The organism is Sphingobacterium alimentarium, from assembly GCF_004342685.1.
Lineage (GTDB): Bacteria > Bacteroidota > Bacteroidia > Sphingobacteriales > Sphingobacteriaceae > Sphingobacterium > Sphingobacterium alimentarium.
In genome coordinates this window covers 1-17,027 of sequence record NZ_SMBZ01000045.1, presented here as the reverse complement: position 1 = coordinate 17,027, position 17,027 = coordinate 1, and the positions used below count along the sequence as shown (strand labels likewise).

Sequence of the window (17,027 nt, the reverse complement as noted above, 5' to 3'; positions counted from 1 at the left end):
TTCTAAAAATAATAAGCCCTATTCAAAATATGAATAGGGCTTAAATTTTGAAATTTATTATTAAATTAGTTTATACCGTGCATTTTCTTCTTCAATAATGGGTTCATTATAATCAATATTAATGCAACAGAGATTGGCAAAATTGCTATAATGATAAAGAATGTTGACAATGAATATTGTGAAGAAATACTATCAATCATTCCTCCCATTGTACCTGCGATTTTATTTGCAATCGCTGAAGCTAAGAACCAAAATCCAAAGATTAGGCCTAGTAACTTTTTAGGGGACAATTTACTTACATAAGATAAACCTACAGGAGATAGACATAATTCACCCATTGTTTGGAATAAATAAGCTAAAATTAACCATAGCATACTCACACGCACTGTTCCTGCGGCTGCACCTTGTGGGATATCCATAGCCCCATAAGCTATGACCACAAAACTCAACCCAACCAATATCAAACCTAACGCAAATTTCACCGGACCTGATGGGTTCCAAATTTTCTCCCACAACTTGCTAAAAGCAGAAGCCAACAATACGATAAAGAAAGCATTCAAAATCTGAAACCATGATACTGTTACCTCCGTCTCTAGTGAAGTAAATTCACGTTGCACTTTCCAAAGACCTAGAATCGCAATAGAGATAAAGGAAACGAGTGTGAATATAATAGTAAGTGGATAGTCTTTGAAAATTTTAGAAGCAAGAGAAAATAACACATATGTAACGACTACAATTGGAAAAATAGTCAAAATAGCATCTATCCATTTAAAACTAGTCGCTGCACTTCCCTCTAAAACACGTTGTGTATAATCTTTTGCAAAAATCGACATAGAACCACCTGCTTGCTCAAACGCTAAGAAAAAGAAAATACTTGCGATCATCAAAACTGCTACCACAAATAGTCTATCACGGACCACCTTTTTAGGTAATTCTTCTTCCTTAACATCTTCTTCTTTTACTGCAGCAATTTCAGCAGCAGACTGCGGTGTATTACCGATTACACCAAATATTCTCTGTCCAAAGTAAAATTGTAACATACCAAAGAACATGAAAATACCAGCGAGACCGAAACCATAATGCCATCCGATTTTCTCACCCAAATATCCACACAATAAAGAACCCAAGAAAGCTCCTGCATTGATACCCATATAGAAAATAGTATATCCCGCGTCTTTCTTCGAGCTTTTATCAGGATACAATTGACCTACCATAGATGAAATATTGGGCTTAAACATACCATTACCCAATATCATCAAGCCTAATCCTATAAAAAAGAAATAATCATTGAAACCTTCCAACGCCATCGAAGCATGCCCCAAAGTCATAAGTAACGCTCCTATTAATATGGCCTTTTTAAAACCAGTCAATTTATCTGCTATGATACCTCCAAGCACAGGCGTCGCATAGACCAATCCGGTATACCAGCCATATAGACTCATTGCATCTGCATTTGACCATCCCCAGCCTCCTTTGGTAATCTCTGAAACCAAAAACACCGTTAATAGTGCACGCATACCATAGTAACTGAATCGCTCCCACATTTCAGTAAAGAACAATACAAAAAGCGCTGCCGGATGTCCGAACACTTGTTTGTTGCTTGCGCCCAATTTATCCAAATGCGGTTCTAATAATTCTCCGTTCTGTTGAATCATAATATTAGATTAAATGAAAAATATATTTTAAACAGAACAAAGAAAACATTTTTTTGCATATATACACCTATACTAGCAAAAAAATTACAGCTCAAAATTAGGATAAAGTCATTCTAAAAACCGACGAATATTTAATTTTCAGGATTCAGAATTACGACATATTCCTTATAAATTAATTGCGTGGGAGTAATTTGGTAAGCATCATGTGTCAGATCAGGAACCATTTGATGCGGCTTGCCCCCTTGTAATGGAATGAGATGATCGAATTCAATTCGTTGGTTTTGAGGATCATATTGCAGCAGCATAGTGGCTTGACGAGCGTAGCTAAAGACTTTTCGCATGAGGCTGCTATCATCCGAAAAAACAGGTGCACCAAACATTACTTCCCCTGTAGGGCTAAAATTCAACACCTCTATAAGCTTATATGTATAATCCATATGATGCCCTTTCCAGCCGAGCAGCAGATAACTATTGGGTTTGAATGGAATTATTTGATAATATTGAGCACCATACCACGTATCAGACCGAACAACAGCTCTGTTTACATCCTTGATTTCAAATGTTTTATCTAATAAAGGAATAAGCTTAAGTGTACCTGACTTATGTTGTATAGCACCGTAGTAAAGGTATGATCCGTCGTGTAGAGGTACATTCCAAGAGAATACTCTGAATTTGTCATCCGGTGAACGGATCGCTGAAATCATTTTCAGTTTATCAAAATCGAAAAAATAAGAATTTGGTTCTTTGAGGGTAGAAACCAATGTTTTCACAAATAAAAAATTGCTTTCTATTCTTTCTACTTCAGCGCGGTTATCAAATATCTTTTGGCCTAGGCTCAGCAAACTGTCTTGCCATACTTGCATCTTAGGCAAATTTTGTCCAAAAGAAATGTTTCCCCAAAAAAGTAAAAAAAGAAGAAAGCAATTTTTGTGCATTCCGATTATTTATATCGTTCTAAAAGTTTTTTAGTAGCCAAAATACCGTCAATTTCACTCAACTCGGATCCTTCGTACTCGATACCAACGTAACCTTTATATTTAGCATCTTTAACGATTTTCATCATTTTGGCATAGTCAATATTACGTTCGTTTCCATTTGCATCGAAAACATTGGATTTAGCACTTACACCTTTGGCGTAAGGCATCAAATCGATCACCCCTTGGTAACGGTCATATTCGTAAAAGTTTCCAAAATCAGGCAAAGAACCACAGTTTTTCTTACCAACTGATTTTAACACTCCTGCTAGCCAATCCCCATGTGACGAAATACCGCCATGGTTTTCAACTATAACATTGATTTTTCCTTTTTTACCGTAATCTGCCAAAGTGGATAAGCTTTCAACTACGCGTTTAGCTACATCTTCTTTAGTACCTTTGCCCGCAGCATTCACGCGGATAGATGTACATCCCAAAAAGTTGGCTGCATCGATCCATTTATAGTGATTTTCTACAGCTTTTAGTCTTTTCGAATTATCTTCATTACCCAATTCACCTTCGCCGTCGACCATGATGAGCACGTTTTTCACGCCACTGGACTTCGCACGATTTTTTAGATCTTTCAGGTATGTCATATCATTCGCTTTATCTTTGAAAAACTGATTGACATATTCTACTCCATAGATACCGAATTTTTCCGCCGTAAACTGAGGGAAATCTATATTTTTTAAATCACCTTTGAAAAGTGTTTTGTGTAATGACCATTGTGCCAACGAAATCTCAAACCAAGATTTTTTCGCTGCAAATAAATCCAATGATGGAGCCATCGCAACACCTGCTGTGACCATCCCCAAATTTCTGATAAAGTCTCTTCTCGAATTCATGTTTATATATTGTAAGGTTTATATTAAATATTTGCCCATCCGGAAGTCAGCACATCGACGATATGCATCGTTTTCATGGGAATATGATGTTTATCAATGTAAGCCTGTAGCTGCAATAAGCATGAGGCATCCGTTGAAATAATATAATCAGCATGTACAGCCTGCGCATTTTTAATCTTTTGCTCAGCCATAGCGCTTGAAATTCCTTCGAACTTGACAGCAAATGACCCTCCGAAACCACAACATGTCTCTTGATCACGCATCTCTACGATTTCTAAACCACCCACATGCGATAACAGTTTTCGGGGTTCATCCTTAATTTTACACTCTCGAAGTGCCGAGCAAGAATCATGATAAACCGCAGTACCCACCAATTCGGCACCGAAATATTCTTTCTTCACCACATTAACCAAGAAATCCGATATCTCGATAATATTGCGCTGCAAGGTACGACAGGTATTATGCTCTATCGAATTGGTAAATAAATCACTGTACCCAGACTTGACCATCCCTACACAAGATGCCGAAGGGGACACGATATAGTTAGCATCCGAAAAATCCTTTAAAAATTTTGCCCCAACTTCTTTCGCTTCATCCCAAAATCCAGCATTATAAGCGGGTTGTCCACAGCAGGTCTGCGCTTCATTATAAATGACCTCACAGCCAGCTCTTTCTAATAATTTTATCGTATTGAAGGCAGTTTCGGGGTATAGTTGATCAATAAAACAAGGAATAAACACTTCTACCTTTCTACTCATGGGAACGGGCTTTTAAAACTGAATTAAATTTAAGCACTCTTAATAACAATAAAAAACCTAATATAAAGAAAATAGATAAAGATAATGCAGAGTATCGGATATTATGTGTAATCTGTTCAATTAATCCAAAGCATATTAAGCCAACAACTATCCCCAATTTTTCGGTGATATCATAAAAACTAAAAAACGCAGTTGTGTCTTCTATATCTTCGGGAAGCATTTTGGAATAGGTCGAGCGCGAAAGAGATTGAATTCCCCCCATCAATAAACCTACCATCACAGCTAAACCATAGAATTGTGTGGCATTGGTCAGGTAATAGGCAGAGATACAAATGGAAGCCCATAATAAAGTGACGAGTAACAAAACCACTATATTGCCCCAATATTTAGCTAAAAATGACATGATAAATGCGCCAATAATTGCTACCAGCTGAATTAGAATTATGGTGATAATCAAGGACTGCTGCTCAAGGTCCAGCTCTTTTTGGCCAAACATAGTCGCCACAACCATAATAGTCTGCACACCTACTGAATTGAAAAAATAAGCTGGTAGAAATCTCTTGATACCTTGATTGGTACGAACTTGCTGGAGCACACTTTTAAATTCCACCGTCACGCGTTGTAATAATGGAACGCCCTTGGCACTGATTGAGGGATGATTATTGGGCAATGCCTTAAAAGGAATTAAGGAGAAACCTAACCACCACAGTCCCACCAGTAAAAAGGATAATCTTGCCGGAAATGAAGCATCTTCAATACCAAACCAATCGGGTTTAAGTACAAATACAAAACAGATCAACTGAATCGTCACACATCCGATATATCCATAAGCAAAACCCTTTGCACTTACAGCATCTTGTCTGTCGGGCGTGGCTATTACCGGTAAATAGGAATTATTAACAGCTACACCGCCAATATATCCCATGGCAGCCAGCGTAAAACATATAATTCCCCATTCCAATGTATCCAATTTGAAGAAAAAGAGGCCCATACAAGCGATAGAGCCTATGTACGTAAACAACTTCATAACTTGGAGCTTCTTACCATTGGCATCCGCAAATGCAGAAAGGAATGGTAAAGCCAGAACCATTATCAAATATGCAGCAGCCAACGCATAATTGGACAGCACGGTATTGATAACCTCAAAACCAAAGAAACTGACATAATCTTCAGTTCCTGACGAAGATTTCGTGATCGCGATATAATATATCGGAAATATAGTGGAGGTAATGACCAGGTTATAGGCAGAATTTGCCCAATCGAACATTGCCCACGAACGAATTAGTTTCTTATCGTTTTTTTGATACTCTTCCATAAAAATGACCTAACGGTTCAATGGTCGAAAATTAATAATTTTGACGGATAAACGTCATAATGCGGACCATTTCACGTCGAATATACGATGTCGGAACCGCATAATTATTATTTAAAAACGAAAAAGCATATTTCTTACCTGAGCGCGTTACAATATACCCTGATTGGCAGTGCACGGAATTAATAGTTCCTGTTTTGGCCCATACAAAAGGCTGCCCCTGATCCAAGGCATAAGCCGTTTTCAAAGTACCATCCACGCCTCCTGCCGGAAAAAACAAATAGCGCTGCGACTCATCCGGAATCATATTTTTTATGGCAACCAATAGATCGACCATATTACGTGGGGTTATTTTGTTATAAGAGGAAAGTCCACTCCCATCACGCAAAAATATAGTGTCTTGAAAATTATTGTAATAGGTTGTTTGCATATGCCGACGCAATGAATCGGTATAAAATCCATTATATATTTTGTCAGACGCCAACATATGAAGATGCTCCGCCAAAAAATTATCACTCGGCAACATCATTTCGCGCAATACAACATTTCTACTTGCCGAATACACTGTTTTAATATCTTCGGGTCTTTCGTAATCCGTTAGTATACCAATGTTTTTATGAAGCGTATCTTGCAACAATTGAACGGCCAAACTATCCGTCCAAATAAATGGTTTACTCGTGTTAAAGTTTCTCGGAACATGAATACTAGAGAGCTCAAAGTCATTGCTGGTCAACTTACGAGAGACCCAAAAAGTACGGTTAGAACGCTCACTAATGCGCAATTGCTTATTAAAATATGCTGGGCTAGCCACCAGACCATTGCCAGTTGATCGCAGTGTCACTAAATTTCCATAGATTGGAAAAGGCGTAATTTCTGGTTGGTAATATTCTTGATAATCTTCTATTGACCAACCATTTCTGTATTTTTCTTCACTGGTTTGCTGACTTACATAAAACAACTTCTTATTGCTATTTTTCAAAAAATCATAGACTCTACGTGTATCTAGCTTTGGATGCAGAAAAGTAGGATCTCCGGTCCCCCAAAATATTAATGAATCGCCTCGCTCGACATAATGAATCCCAGCGATAGAATCACCTAAATGTTTCAACGAGGTGAATAAAGTATACGCCTTGGTATTGGATGCTGGCGTAAAATGCTGATTTTCTTTTTTGCCAAAAACCACCCTGTCATTATCAAGATCATATAAACAAAAGCCAAAATGATGCTTCGGTAAGATTGTTGACTTAGCAAACTCGGTTTCTAACAAATTAAAATCTTGTGCCCCTACAGTAATAGTATGGATTAGGCCTAATAGCGTCAAGGCGATGGAGAGAAGTACACTTTTCATAGTTGAAATTTAAACAATTTTTATTTTATTCCGAGAGGCAAATCCATTGAAACAAGTTTATTACATAGGATCACATAAAGAGTTAAATCATATTTATAATTTTCACGATCCTCAGTACCCAAAGTTGGAATACGAAAATGCCCCAAAGAAAATTTCTTTGGGGCATCTTTATTTATATTTTATTTTATTCCATTGGTTTTGTTAGAAATTCTGGATCCTGCGAAGCAGTCTCATCAAACTCCCCTTCCCACTTGGAGACTACAACCGTTGCTAAACAATTTCCGATTACATTCACCGAGGTACGAGCCATATCCATTAACTCATCAATTCCTAAAATAGCTGCAATAACGAATGTTGGTAATCCAAATTGATCCGCTGTAGCAATCAATACAATCAGCGAGGCACGAGGCACGGCCGCCACACCTTTAGATGTTATCATCAAGGTAAAAGCGATCAGCAACTGCTGTCCAATGCTCAGGTCAATACCAGCCGCTTGGGCAACAAAGATTGAAGCTAGTGATAGATATAAGGATGTTCCATCCAAATTAAAGCTATATCCCGTAGGAATTACAAAAGATACAATCTTACGTGGCACACCGAAGCGCTCCATGTTTTCCATCGCTTTTGGCAGAGCTGCATCCGAACTCGTCGTAGCAAAAGCAATAGATACAGGTTCTTTGACAGCCTCAATAAATTTTTTGATAGGCACTTTGAGGTATAAAGCTACCGGTAGTAAAACCAAGAAGATAAATACTAATAGTGCGAGGTACAAACTCATGAGGAGCATGAATAAGTTCTTTAAGATGTCTACACCTAAGTGACCGACAGTATAGGCCATCGCCGCCCCGACTCCGATCGGTGCAAAAAGCATGACGAGGTTAGTGAATTTAAACATGGCTTCGGACAAACTTTCTGTAAAGTCTACCAAAGGTTTACGTTTCTTCTCATTTACCATGGCCAATCCGATACCGAATAGCACACCAAATATTACGATTTGTAATACTTTATTTTCATAAACTGATTTTACGATATTCTCTGGAAATGTATCGCGAACAAATGCATTAAACTTATATAGCCAATGAACATTCTCGCTGATATGTGTTAAAGCTCGCTCATCAGCAGCAGATACTGCAGATGTGGTAGGCAATTCTTCATGCGGCATATTCGCCACGTCAATACCCACCCCTGCTTCTGTCAAGTTAATTACCGCTAAACCGATAAAAATAGCACAGGTAGTGGCACAGAAGAAATACAACATAGATTTCCAAGCCATACGACCTACTGATTTCAAGTCAGAATGACCTGCGATACCAAACACCAATGTTGCAAATAAAATGGGACCTACAATTGTTTTCACCAACTTAATAAATCCTTGGCTCAAGGGCTGCATCGAGATAGCGACATTGGGAAAATCCAAACCCACAAATACACCCAAGATCAGTGCTGTCAGAATCCATGTAGTAAGATTACTGCGTACTATAGCATTAAGAGTCAACACAATAGCTGTAACCCAACGTACACCAACCATAACGTCTGGCGTAATATTTACTATATTGAATTCATATAATAAGGTAATGATAATGGCAATGGTTATCGTAATAAGCATTACATAACCGATGTTCTTTTTTGACATTGAATAGTATTTTAATGTTAAACAAAAATAGAAAAATACCAATGTAACGCAAATAAAAAAGGCACGATTAAATAATCGTGCCTTTTTAAAAAATATTTTATAAGCTGTTATTCAGCATGTAACCATGCTTTTTTAGCTAATAATTCTTCTTCGGATTCTACCACATCTTCATCCTCAACACAGCAATCTACCGGACATACGGCCGCACATTGTGGCTCATCGTGAAATCCAACACACTCTGTACACTTGTCCGATACAATATAATAAACCTCATCGGATACTGCATCCTGAGAAGCAGAAGCGTCTATAGTCACGCCATCACCAAAATCAATAACACCGTCCAAAGCTGTACCATCTGAAAATTTCCACGGAACACCAGCATCATATATTGCATTATTTGGACATTCGGGCTCACAAGCCCCGCAATTAATGCATTCGTCTGTAATTTTTATCGCCATTTATAACCTCACAATTATAATAAATAAACTAATTTTGTATTGTCAAAAGTAAATATCGAATTCTAACTATCCTAATTAAAGTATAGGAATCTACTAGATATTACTCGTATTTGACACTGCAAAGATAATGCAAAAATTTATCAGAATAATTCTAAATTATATATTTTGACAAAGAAAGACAGAATTAAGACATTTGCGCAACTCGGAGAATGGATGCTAAATCCCGAACCTGAAACGCTATGGCGCCTCGAAAGCATACATCACAAAAATGCTTGGTATACCAAAGAAAATATATTAAAGCAATTCCAGGCTTGGGGACAAAATCTCCGCATTGAAAAATTAGAAGCCTGGACTGCCCCATTTGAGGCGCCAGAATCCAACAAAAAAGTAGGACTTGTGCTTGCGGGCAATATTCCGTTGGTAGGCTTTCATGATATATTGTCAACCCTCATTATGGGATTCACTGCACAGATTAAAGTATCCTCTGATGATGCAGGACTGACCGCTATCCTCTTACACAAACTTATTGAAATAGAGCCTCGCTTTGAGGAGAAAATCCAGATTGTTGAGAAATTACAGCACTTTGACCTAGTCATCGCCACCGGATCTAATAATACAGCACGCTACTTTGAATACTATTTTGGCAAAAAGCCGAATATTATACGCAAAAACAGAAATTCTATAGCGGTACTAACCGGTAAAGAAAGTAAAGAGCAACTTGCTAAATTGGGTGATGATATTTTCGATTATTTCGGATTAGGGTGTCGCTCTGTATCTAAAATATTTATACCTAAAGACTATGCTATCGCTGATTTTTTTGAAGCTATAGCGGATTACAAATGGGTTTCAGACCATTACAAGTACAACAATAATTACGATTATAATAAATCCATTTATTTGGTCAATGCCGAGAAGCATTATGACAATGGATTCTTGTTGCTCAAACGAGATGAAAACATAGCCTCTCCCCTTGCTGTGGTCTTCTACGACGAATACAACGACTTGGCAGAAGTAGAGAATTACATCAACAGCCGAACCGAAAGCATACAGTGTGTCACTTCGATGGCAGCATTAGCGATAGATACACCTTTGTTTGACCTTGGCGGTAGTCAATGCCCGGCCTTGGACGACTACGCAGATGGCATAGATACCTTACAATTTTTAGCAGACAATCAATAAATTTGAAATAATACCGTTTGAGTGGTAAGCAATTGGTAAAAAATTCTAACTTTGTTAACTATGTATGTAATAAAAGTAAAAGGTGTCGCTAAAATCCCTGATTATGTGCAATTACGAGATGATAAGTTTACTTTATTGGCATATTTCAGAGTCGATAGACCAGACAAATCATTGGTAAAAATAGGTCTTGAAGACAAAGCAGAAGAGATAATGAAAATTGTTCAAGAGTTACCTTTTGGTCAGATTAAAAAAATTGAACTTTAATATAAATGGCAAGCAATACAGTTATACGTCTTAAAAACGTAGATATATACCAACAGAAACATTTAGTTCTTTCAAACGTCAACCTCGAAATTGGAAATGGCGAATTTATATACCTAATCGGACAGTCCGGTTCAGGTAAAAGTTCACTGTTAAAAATTATCTATGGCGAACTCCATATCGCTGATGGCGAAGGCTTGGTCGCTGGATTTGATCTCAAAAAATTAAAAGAAAACGATGTACCTTTTTTGCGACGCAAATTAGGGATCGTATTTCAGGATTTTCATTTATTGAACGATCGTACCGTAGAGAAAAACTTAGAATTTGCGCTAAAAGCCACAGGTTGGACTGACAAAACGCTTATCCAAAACAAAATGGTTGATGTATTGGAAAAAGTAGGTTTACGTTCCAAGTTGCATAAAATGCCACACGAATTATCCGGCGGTGAACAACAACGTATTGTAATTGCTCGTGCCCTACTCAATGAGCCCGAGATTATTCTTGCCGATGAGCCTACCGGAAATCTTGACCCTGCTACTTCCGAAGAAATTATATTATTACTACGAGATATTGCAGCCTCTGGCACTGCCGTAATGATGGCTACCCACGATTACCAGATCATCCGTAATATGCCGGCACGTATTATACGTACTGCCGATGGCGCATTGCACGACAATGTAAGCATCTAAAAAACTGACAAAACTTATACAATCCGACATTTTGTAGGTGTTACTATTGCAAACACTGACAAGGTGTCGGATATTTTTATAATGGCAAAATTATTGGACAAACTATTTGAGCTATTCAAATATCTAAAAAATAGTGTGATGATGAACGAAAAAGAGAACATTCAAGAAGAAAATCTAGAACAAAACGAAACCAATCAAGAGCAAGAAACAGCTCCGGCAGAAGAATTATCCCAAGAAGAAATTCTAAGTAATCAACTGGCCGAAGCGAATGACAAGTTTGCACGTTTATTTGCTGAATTTGACAATTATAAAAAACGCACATCCAAAGAACGCGTAGAGTTAATTCAGACTGCGGGACAAGCGGTGATCTCAAAGCTACTTACGGTCTTAGATGATTTTGATAGAGCTTTGAATGCGATGGCTACGGCACAAGATATTACGCCAGTCAAAGAAGGCATCGAATTGGTGAATAATAAATTCAGAAAGATCTTGGAAAATGAAGGTCTTAAAGAGATGAACGTGGTGGGTGAAGTATTCGACGCAGATTTTCAAGAAGCTATAACGGCTATCCCTGCGCCATCGGATGATATGAAAAATAAAGTGATTGATGTCGTAGAGAAAGGTTATACGTTGAATGACAAAGTAATCCGTTACGCTAAAGTGGTAATTGGGAAATAATATAAAGATAGATGTCAAAGAGAGATTATTATGACGTTCTTGGCGTTTCGCGCCAAGCTGACGCTGCAGAAATAAAATCGGCATATCGTAAGCTCGCGATAAAATATCACCCTGATAAAAATCCTGGGGATACAGCTGCTGAAGAAAAATTTAAGGAAGCAGCTGAGGCTTACGAAATATTGAGTAATCCAGAGAAAAAATCGCGCTATGACCAATTTGGTCATGCAGGTAATTCTGCTGGTTTTGGCGGTGCTGGTGGAGGCATGAATATGGATGACATATTCAGCCAATTTGGTGATATTTTTGGCGGAGGAAATCCTTTCGAAAGCTTCTTTGGAGGTGGCGGCGGATCGCGTGGCGGTCGTCGTGTGCAAAAAGGAACCAATCTTCGCATCAAAGTAAAATTGACTTTGGAAGAGGTTGCCAAAGGCGTCGAAAAGAAAGTAAAAGTAAACAAACAGGTAGTATGTCGCACTTGTGATGGTTCAGGTGCAAAAGACAAATCTTCCTTCCATACGTGTAACACTTGTGGTGGTTCAGGCTCTGTAAGAAGAGTGACCAATACTATTTTGGGTCAGATGCAGACTACAAGCACCTGTCCTACTTGTAATGGTGAAGGCGTCGAAATCACAGCTAAATGTACAACCTGTCGTGGTGATGGTTTAGAAAGAGGCGAAGAGACCATTTCAATCAACATCCCAGCGGGTGTAAGCGAAGGCATGCAGCTGTCCATGAGTGGTAAAGGTAATGCAGCTCCTCGTGGTGGCATACCTGGTGACTTGATCATTCTTGTGGAAGAAGTTCCTCATGAGTCTCTAAAACGTGATGGCATCAACGTCATTTATGATTTATATATCAATTTTGCAGATGCAGCTCTAGGAACAAGCGTTGAAGTACCGACTATCGATGGTAAAGCGAAAATCAAGATTGAACCAGGTACTCAAGGAGGAAAAATCCTTCGATTAAAAGGTAAAGGTATCCCTGAAGTGAATTCATACCACAAAGGTGATCAATTAATCTATGTCAATATTTGGACACCTAAAGCAGTGTCTCCAGAAGAAAGAGATATTTTAGAAAAATTAAAAGGCTCCGCTAATTTTAAACCACAACCTGGTAAAAGTGAAAAATCATTCTTTGAAAGAATAAAAGAATATTTCGAATAAGCGATATTCAGACACATATCAAAATCCCTCAGAAGCACTTAGTTCTGAGGGATTTTTTTTTACTAAATAATCTATTGGAAGTTTTTCCAATCATGAATCTAGATAAATTGGTTATTTTTATAATTACGAATGTAGATAGTGTGTAAATAATAAAACCAAATAACCAAAAGAAATCACCTTACTAACAACATGTTATGACAAATCAAAAACATCAGCTTATCTGTGAGAAAGGTCATATATTTTACAAGAGCAGCACCTGTAAGACTTGTCCCATCTGTGCACAACAAGATAAACCGCAAAACGGCTTTTTAAGTCAAATAAGTAGCCCCGCTCGTCGAGCATTACTTAGTCAAGGTATTGACACCTTAGAGTCGTTAAGCAATTTCAGCGAAAAGGAAATCTTACAATTTCACGGCATTGGAAAAACCAGCATTCCTATGCTCAAAAACATATTAAAAGCATCTAACCTTGATTTTAAAAAGTCATGACGCAGGAGAAGGAAAATCTATTACGTGAAATTGCGTTGCAGCTAAGCCATCCGCAAGGCCCGAAAGGAGTGGAAATAGCGGATATGATGCATGAAACCAATATCGGAATGATATCGGCAGCCATACAATTATTACAATTAGAGCCACATGATACTGTTTTGGAGCTAGGACACGGAAACGGGAAACATATCCCCTTACTTTTTAATCAACAAAATTCCATATCCTACTGTGGTTTGGAAATATCGGAGCTCATGCATACCAGCGCCAGCCAGGCAATTGCCGACCTTTATCCCGAACAAGTACGATTCCACCTGTATAATGGAAATAACCTTCCTTGGCAAGCTCATACTTTTACCAAGATTTTCACAGTCAACACCGTGTACTTTTGGGAAAATCCCATAGAGATGTTGGAAGAGATTTACCGTGTCTTACAAGCACAAGGTCGCTTTTGTTTAACCTTTGCGCATAAAGATTTTATGCAAACCCTACCTTTCACCAAATATAACTTTACATTATACAATCCTTCGGACATCAAAAATATAATTACGCAAACTGCCTTCCGAATATTTACTGAAAAACCCCAAGTTGAAAAAATTAAAAACAATGCCGGTGAATTCATTCCCCGAAACTTCACCACATTTGTGCTAACAAAGTGATTATAAACCACCAAATCTTCGACTACCTCTATCATTAAACTTCATTCATTATCCTTTAAGGCTTTTAAGGATGTAGTAATACAAAATTGAATTGCCATAATACAAGGAATAAGGTAGTAAAAATTATTTTTTGTTGTAGCAGGAAGATTTCATTCCACGTTATATACCTATAAAGAGTTATCTTATCACGTGTTTATACTTGAAAACAGCCTAATTTAATGGTAAAATTGGTTTAATATATTATATTTGGTTTATACAAGATTATTGACGTTGATTATCATCCCGATTACAACTACCTATTACTTTAAAAATGTATTTTTATGAATCTAACAACCCTAAATCCTAGAGAGATGGAATACATGCCTAATGATAAATTGGCTGTTGCCTATCAGCGATTACAGAATTTGTTAGCAATCGCAAATACAAAAGCATTATCGGAGGAAAGCCGCCAAGAAATTAATGCAAAAATCCATGAACTGAACACCAGTACAAAAATCAACGGTGCATTTTTATCTCTTGTAGAGCTAACCCAAAGCGAAATCATTGAAATTATCGAAAAAGACTCCAAGGTAGTTCCTGCAGGCCACTATACCAAGCGCTGGACGGCTATCGGTATGACGGCTATTGGAATACCTATAGGATTGGTAATCGGCTTATTGATTGACAATATTGCCTTACTCGCCGTTGGTATCCCCATCGGCTTTGGCATAGGAATATTCATCGGGAAATTAATGGATAACAAGGCTGCAGAAGAAGGACGCCAATATTCTTTATAAGCACAAAAACATATTAATAAATAATAAAAAATTATTGTGTTAAAATATTTTTAACTATTAATATATATTAGTAACTTTAATATATAAGACAAGCACACCCTTACATCGTCTTTAATACTGAGCCTCGAATTCGTTGATTTGAGGCTTAGCTTTGGGAGATGTTCCATTTCCGTGTTTTACCCAATTTTATAAAAAACAACTTAAAGAGAAAAGCTTCAACCCCATCGCCGAAGAAGGATTGACTTTTGGAAGGCAAATGACATCGACTGACCATATGGAAAAGAAGTATCCAGATTTGTTTGCATACAACCATGAGATGAATATGCGACTCTTGACTTTGCTCGAGACACATCGAACTCAAGTTTCCGAAAAAACCTTAGCGCTGCTATCACACACATTCAATGCACATCAGATTTGGAACGCACGTATACTCAAGCAACTAACTTTCCAAGTGTGGCAACTAAATGATTGGCATACCCTACCACAGATCAATCAGTCCAATTACGAAAACACCCTACTCATATTAAAAACTATCCCTCTGCAAAGTTTCATTGAATATCATAATTCCAAAGGTGAAGGCTTTTTTAATACTGTAGATGAGATTCTTTTTCAAATCATTAATCATAGCACTTACCATCGTGCACAGATAGCGACAGAATGCCGCCTGCACGGTATTGAACCATTAAGTTCAGACTATATTCTTTTTAAACGGAAGTAAAAGTCTATTAAAATTGGCATAAGACAAAATACCTCGCAAACTTTTTCATTTAATTTGTGTAAGTATACTAGGGGAAATACAATCTCGCCAATACCCATTTTTTTAAAGGTTATAAACTATGCAATCACTATTTGAAGAGTATTATCAAGATTTTTCGGAAGATGAAATCCTGATTGCCAAAACACTTATTAAACTTATAGAAACACATCTTTTGGCTACGGAACGTAAAATATGGCACGCTCATCCGGTGTGGTTTATGGACGAAAATCCCATTGTGGGATTTAGCAAACAAAAGAAAGGTATTCGCTTAATGTTTTGGAGTGGTGCTGATTTTGAAGAAGCGAAACTGTCCGTAAAAGGTGAAAAATTCAAAGACGCGTCTATATTTTACAATCAAGTGGAAGAAATCAACGAAGAAGACCTTAAAAGGTGGTTGCAAAAGTCCATGGCTATACAATGGGATTATAAGAATTTGATTAAGCGTAAAGGTCAGCTGGAACGCCTGAAATAATTTTTGACACATATGGGTAATCATTCTCAATAGTCTTACGTAAAAAAAACATAAAGACTTATGGTTTTCACGAAACAACAGACATACTAATTTGTAGTATTAAGGAACATACTTATATACTTAGAGGAGATCGCAATATGAAAAGAGAACTAGCATTTGATTTTTCCGTAGAAAAAGAAAATAACAGCATCCGAATAAAAAAGGAATTTGATGCACCAAAGCAGCTTGTATGGGAAGGCTGGACAACAAAAGATTTGTTGGATCAATGGTGGGGCCCACAACCTTGGCATGTAGAAACAAAGACATTGGATTTTACCACTAATGGGATTTGGCACTATGCTATGAAAGGTCCCGAAGGGGAAAAACATTGGAATTTATCCCAATTTATCGCTATCGAGGATGGTCAATCCTTCATGTACAAAGATGGCTTTTGTGATGAGCATGGAATTATTAATCAAGATATGCCTCAAGGTACCTGGCTGCTGAGTTTTTCAGAGGCAGAGAATACTACCTTAGTGGATTGCAAAATCTCTATGGGTACTTCCGAAGAGTTACAGACTATCTTGGATATGGGTTTTCAAGAAGGAATAAGTATGTGCCTAACTCAACTAGACGCTCTGCTGGAACGTACCATAAATGCGAAAGAATAGATGGATATAAAGACTCATGAGATTGACAATCATAAAATAGCTGAAATTAGCGCTGAAGAAGTCCTTATCGCAAAACTAGAAGATGCTTTGGATATCACCGGTACGCTATATTACGACGGGTATGATAGAGTCATACTTTATCAAAAGAATTTGACGCCCGCTTTTTTTGATCTTAAAACCAAAATAGCCGGAGATATCTTGCAAAAATTCACCCAGTACCAAATGTCAATTACTATAGTGGGTAATTTCGAAAGTTACGACAGCCAAAGTTTGGC

20 protein-coding genes are annotated in these 17,027 nt (G+C 37.6%); 12 read left to right on the top strand and 8 right to left on the bottom strand.

Annotated features, from left to right (window positions below; genetic code table 11):
- Nucleotides 1-65 precede the first annotated feature (65 nt).
- The 8 genes from EDC17_RS13750 to EDC17_RS13715 all read right to left on the bottom strand — a co-directional run bounded on the left by EDC17_RS13750 (nucleotide 66) and on the right by EDC17_RS13715 (nucleotide 8,983).
- Entirely contained in the window at nucleotides 66-1,655 is a 1,590-nt protein-coding gene (locus EDC17_RS13750) for a peptide MFS transporter (RefSeq protein ID WP_132778639.1), read from the bottom strand.
- Nucleotides 1,656-1,786: 131 nt separating this feature from the next.
- A complete protein-coding gene (locus tag EDC17_RS13745; protein WP_132778638.1) occupies nucleotides 1,787-2,518 on the bottom strand; it encodes a hypothetical protein in 732 nt (243 codons plus the stop codon).
- A 77-nt stretch (nucleotides 2,519-2,595) separates the two neighbouring features.
- On the bottom strand, nucleotides 2,596-3,474 hold the full coding sequence (locus EDC17_RS13740) for a sugar phosphate isomerase/epimerase family protein (protein ID WP_132778637.1): 879 nt from the start codon (nucleotides 3,472-3,474) through the stop codon (nucleotides 2,596-2,598).
- Nucleotides 3,475-3,497: 23 nt separating this feature from the next.
- Nucleotides 3,498-4,232 carry a (Fe-S)-binding protein gene (locus EDC17_RS13735; protein ID WP_132778636.1) on the bottom strand — a complete coding sequence of 245 codons (735 nt, stop codon included), beginning with the start codon at nucleotides 4,230-4,232 and terminating at the stop codon, nucleotides 3,498-3,500.
- Nucleotides 4,225-5,547 carry an MFS transporter gene (locus tag EDC17_RS13730; RefSeq protein WP_132778635.1) on the bottom strand — a complete coding sequence of 441 codons (1,323 nt, stop codon included), beginning with the start codon at nucleotides 5,545-5,547 and terminating at the stop codon, nucleotides 4,225-4,227. Before EDC17_RS13730 ends, EDC17_RS13735 begins: the two co-directional genes overlap by 8 nt.
- A 31-nt stretch (nucleotides 5,548-5,578) precedes the next feature.
- Entirely contained in the window at nucleotides 5,579-6,892 is a 1,314-nt protein-coding gene (locus EDC17_RS13725; protein WP_132778634.1) for a D-alanyl-D-alanine carboxypeptidase, read from the bottom strand.
- 184 nt (nucleotides 6,893-7,076) lie between these two features.
- Nucleotides 7,077-8,525: a dicarboxylate/amino acid:cation symporter gene (locus EDC17_RS13720; protein WP_132778633.1), complete on the bottom strand. Its 1,449-nt coding sequence runs from the start codon at nucleotides 8,523-8,525 to the stop codon at nucleotides 7,077-7,079.
- A 107-nt stretch (nucleotides 8,526-8,632) separates the two neighbouring features.
- A complete protein-coding gene (locus EDC17_RS13715) occupies nucleotides 8,633-8,983 on the bottom strand; it encodes a 4Fe-4S dicluster domain-containing protein (protein ID WP_132778632.1) in 351 nt (116 codons plus the stop codon).
- 165 nt (nucleotides 8,984-9,148) lie between these two features.
- Between EDC17_RS13715 and EDC17_RS13710 the strand changes: the two genes are divergently transcribed.
- From EDC17_RS13710 to EDC17_RS13655, 12 genes are all read left to right on the top strand, one after another.
- Nucleotides 9,149-10,162 (top strand): acyl-CoA reductase, encoded by a 1,014-nt coding sequence (locus tag EDC17_RS13710; protein WP_132778631.1) that lies wholly within the window; start codon nucleotides 9,149-9,151, stop codon nucleotides 10,160-10,162.
- A 60-nt stretch (nucleotides 10,163-10,222) separates the two neighbouring features.
- Complete coding sequence (locus tag EDC17_RS13705) at nucleotides 10,223-10,426, top strand: fructose-6-phosphate aldolase (protein ID WP_132778630.1); 204 nt, start codon at nucleotides 10,223-10,225, stop codon at nucleotides 10,424-10,426.
- Nucleotides 10,427-10,431: 5 nt separating this feature from the next.
- Nucleotides 10,432-11,112: a cell division ATP-binding protein FtsE gene (locus tag EDC17_RS13700; protein WP_132778629.1), complete on the top strand. Its 681-nt coding sequence runs from the start codon at nucleotides 10,432-10,434 to the stop codon at nucleotides 11,110-11,112.
- Between the two features lie 81 nt (nucleotides 11,113-11,193).
- A complete protein-coding gene (locus EDC17_RS13695; protein ID WP_394343367.1) occupies nucleotides 11,194-11,790 on the top strand; it encodes a nucleotide exchange factor GrpE in 597 nt (198 codons plus the stop codon).
- An 11-nt stretch (nucleotides 11,791-11,801) separates the two neighbouring features.
- Nucleotides 11,802-12,953, top strand: coding sequence for a molecular chaperone DnaJ (dnaJ, locus tag EDC17_RS13690; protein ID WP_132778628.1), 1,152 nt, complete (start codon nucleotides 11,802-11,804; stop codon nucleotides 12,951-12,953).
- Between the two features lie 194 nt (nucleotides 12,954-13,147).
- The gene (locus EDC17_RS13685) at nucleotides 13,148-13,441 is read left to right on the top strand and encodes a helix-hairpin-helix domain-containing protein (protein WP_132778627.1); all 294 of its coding nucleotides are present in this window, start codon (nucleotides 13,148-13,150) and stop codon (nucleotides 13,439-13,441) included.
- On the top strand, nucleotides 13,438-14,097 hold the full coding sequence (locus tag EDC17_RS13680) for a class I SAM-dependent methyltransferase (RefSeq protein WP_132778626.1): 660 nt from the start codon (nucleotides 13,438-13,440) through the stop codon (nucleotides 14,095-14,097). The genes EDC17_RS13685 and EDC17_RS13680 overlap by 4 nt, the downstream gene beginning before the upstream one ends.
- 320 nt (nucleotides 14,098-14,417) lie before the next feature.
- Nucleotides 14,418-14,873 (top strand): hypothetical protein, encoded by a 456-nt coding sequence (locus EDC17_RS13675; RefSeq protein WP_132778625.1) that lies wholly within the window; start codon nucleotides 14,418-14,420, stop codon nucleotides 14,871-14,873.
- A gap of 274 nt (nucleotides 14,874-15,147) precedes the next feature.
- Nucleotides 15,148-15,591, top strand: coding sequence for a DinB family protein (locus EDC17_RS13670; protein WP_165894427.1), 444 nt, complete (start codon nucleotides 15,148-15,150; stop codon nucleotides 15,589-15,591).
- A gap of 118 nt (nucleotides 15,592-15,709) precedes the next feature.
- Nucleotides 15,710-16,102, top strand: coding sequence for a DUF1801 domain-containing protein (locus EDC17_RS13665; RefSeq protein WP_132778623.1), 393 nt, complete (start codon nucleotides 15,710-15,712; stop codon nucleotides 16,100-16,102).
- A gap of 137 nt (nucleotides 16,103-16,239) precedes the next feature.
- The gene (locus EDC17_RS13660) at nucleotides 16,240-16,752 is read left to right on the top strand and encodes an SRPBCC family protein (RefSeq protein ID WP_132778622.1); all 513 of its coding nucleotides are present in this window, start codon (nucleotides 16,240-16,242) and stop codon (nucleotides 16,750-16,752) included.
- A partial coding sequence (locus tag EDC17_RS13655) for a DUF4180 domain-containing protein (protein WP_132778621.1) occupies nucleotides 16,753-17,027 on the top strand: 275 nt, incomplete at its 3' end.

What these genes read in the sequence shown, in the direction of transcription:
- EDC17_RS13750 (WP_132778639.1), bottom strand. Translation starts at nt 1,655, where the DNA reads ATGATTCAACAGAACGGAGAATTATTAGAACCGCATTTGGATAAATTG.
- EDC17_RS13745 (WP_132778638.1), bottom strand. Translation starts at nt 2,518, where the DNA reads ATGCAAGTATGGCAAGACAGTTTGCTGAGCCTAGGCCAAAAGATATTT.
- EDC17_RS13740 (WP_132778637.1), bottom strand. Translation starts at nt 3,474, where the DNA reads ATGAATTCGAGAAGAGACTTTATCAGAAATTTGGGGATGGTCACAGCA.
- EDC17_RS13735 (WP_132778636.1), bottom strand. Translation starts at nt 4,232, where the DNA reads ATGAGTAGAAAGGTAGAAGTGTTTATTCCTTGTTTTATTGATCAACTA.
- EDC17_RS13730 (WP_132778635.1), bottom strand. Translation starts at nt 5,547, where the DNA reads ATGGAAGAGTATCAAAAAAACGATAAGAAACTAATTCGTTCGTGGGCA.
- EDC17_RS13725 (WP_132778634.1), bottom strand. Translation starts at nt 6,892, where the DNA reads ATGAAAAGTGTACTTCTCTCCATCGCCTTGACGCTATTAGGCCTAATC.
- EDC17_RS13720 (WP_132778633.1), bottom strand. Translation starts at nt 8,525, where the DNA reads ATGTCAAAAAAGAACATCGGTTATGTAATGCTTATTACGATAACCATT.
- EDC17_RS13715 (WP_132778632.1), bottom strand. Translation starts at nt 8,983, where the DNA reads ATGGCGATAAAAATTACAGACGAATGCATTAATTGCGGGGCTTGTGAG.
- EDC17_RS13705 (WP_132778630.1), top strand. Translation starts at nt 10,223, where the DNA reads ATGTATGTAATAAAAGTAAAAGGTGTCGCTAAAATCCCTGATTATGTG.
- EDC17_RS13700 (WP_132778629.1), top strand. Translation starts at nt 10,432, where the DNA reads ATGGCAAGCAATACAGTTATACGTCTTAAAAACGTAGATATATACCAA.
- EDC17_RS13695 (WP_394343367.1), top strand. Translation starts at nt 11,194, where the DNA reads ATGGCAAAATTATTGGACAAACTATTTGAGCTATTCAAATATCTAAAA.
- dnaJ (WP_132778628.1), top strand. Translation starts at nt 11,802, where the DNA reads ATGTCAAAGAGAGATTATTATGACGTTCTTGGCGTTTCGCGCCAAGCT.
- EDC17_RS13685 (WP_132778627.1), top strand. Translation starts at nt 13,148, where the DNA reads ATGACAAATCAAAAACATCAGCTTATCTGTGAGAAAGGTCATATATTT.
- EDC17_RS13680 (WP_132778626.1), top strand. Translation starts at nt 13,438, where the DNA reads ATGACGCAGGAGAAGGAAAATCTATTACGTGAAATTGCGTTGCAGCTA.
- EDC17_RS13675 (WP_132778625.1), top strand. Translation starts at nt 14,418, where the DNA reads ATGAATCTAACAACCCTAAATCCTAGAGAGATGGAATACATGCCTAAT.
- EDC17_RS13670 (WP_165894427.1), top strand. Translation starts at nt 15,148, where the DNA reads ATGGAAAAGAAGTATCCAGATTTGTTTGCATACAACCATGAGATGAAT.
- EDC17_RS13665 (WP_132778623.1), top strand. Translation starts at nt 15,710, where the DNA reads ATGCAATCACTATTTGAAGAGTATTATCAAGATTTTTCGGAAGATGAA.
- EDC17_RS13660 (WP_132778622.1), top strand. Translation starts at nt 16,240, where the DNA reads ATGAAAAGAGAACTAGCATTTGATTTTTCCGTAGAAAAAGAAAATAAC.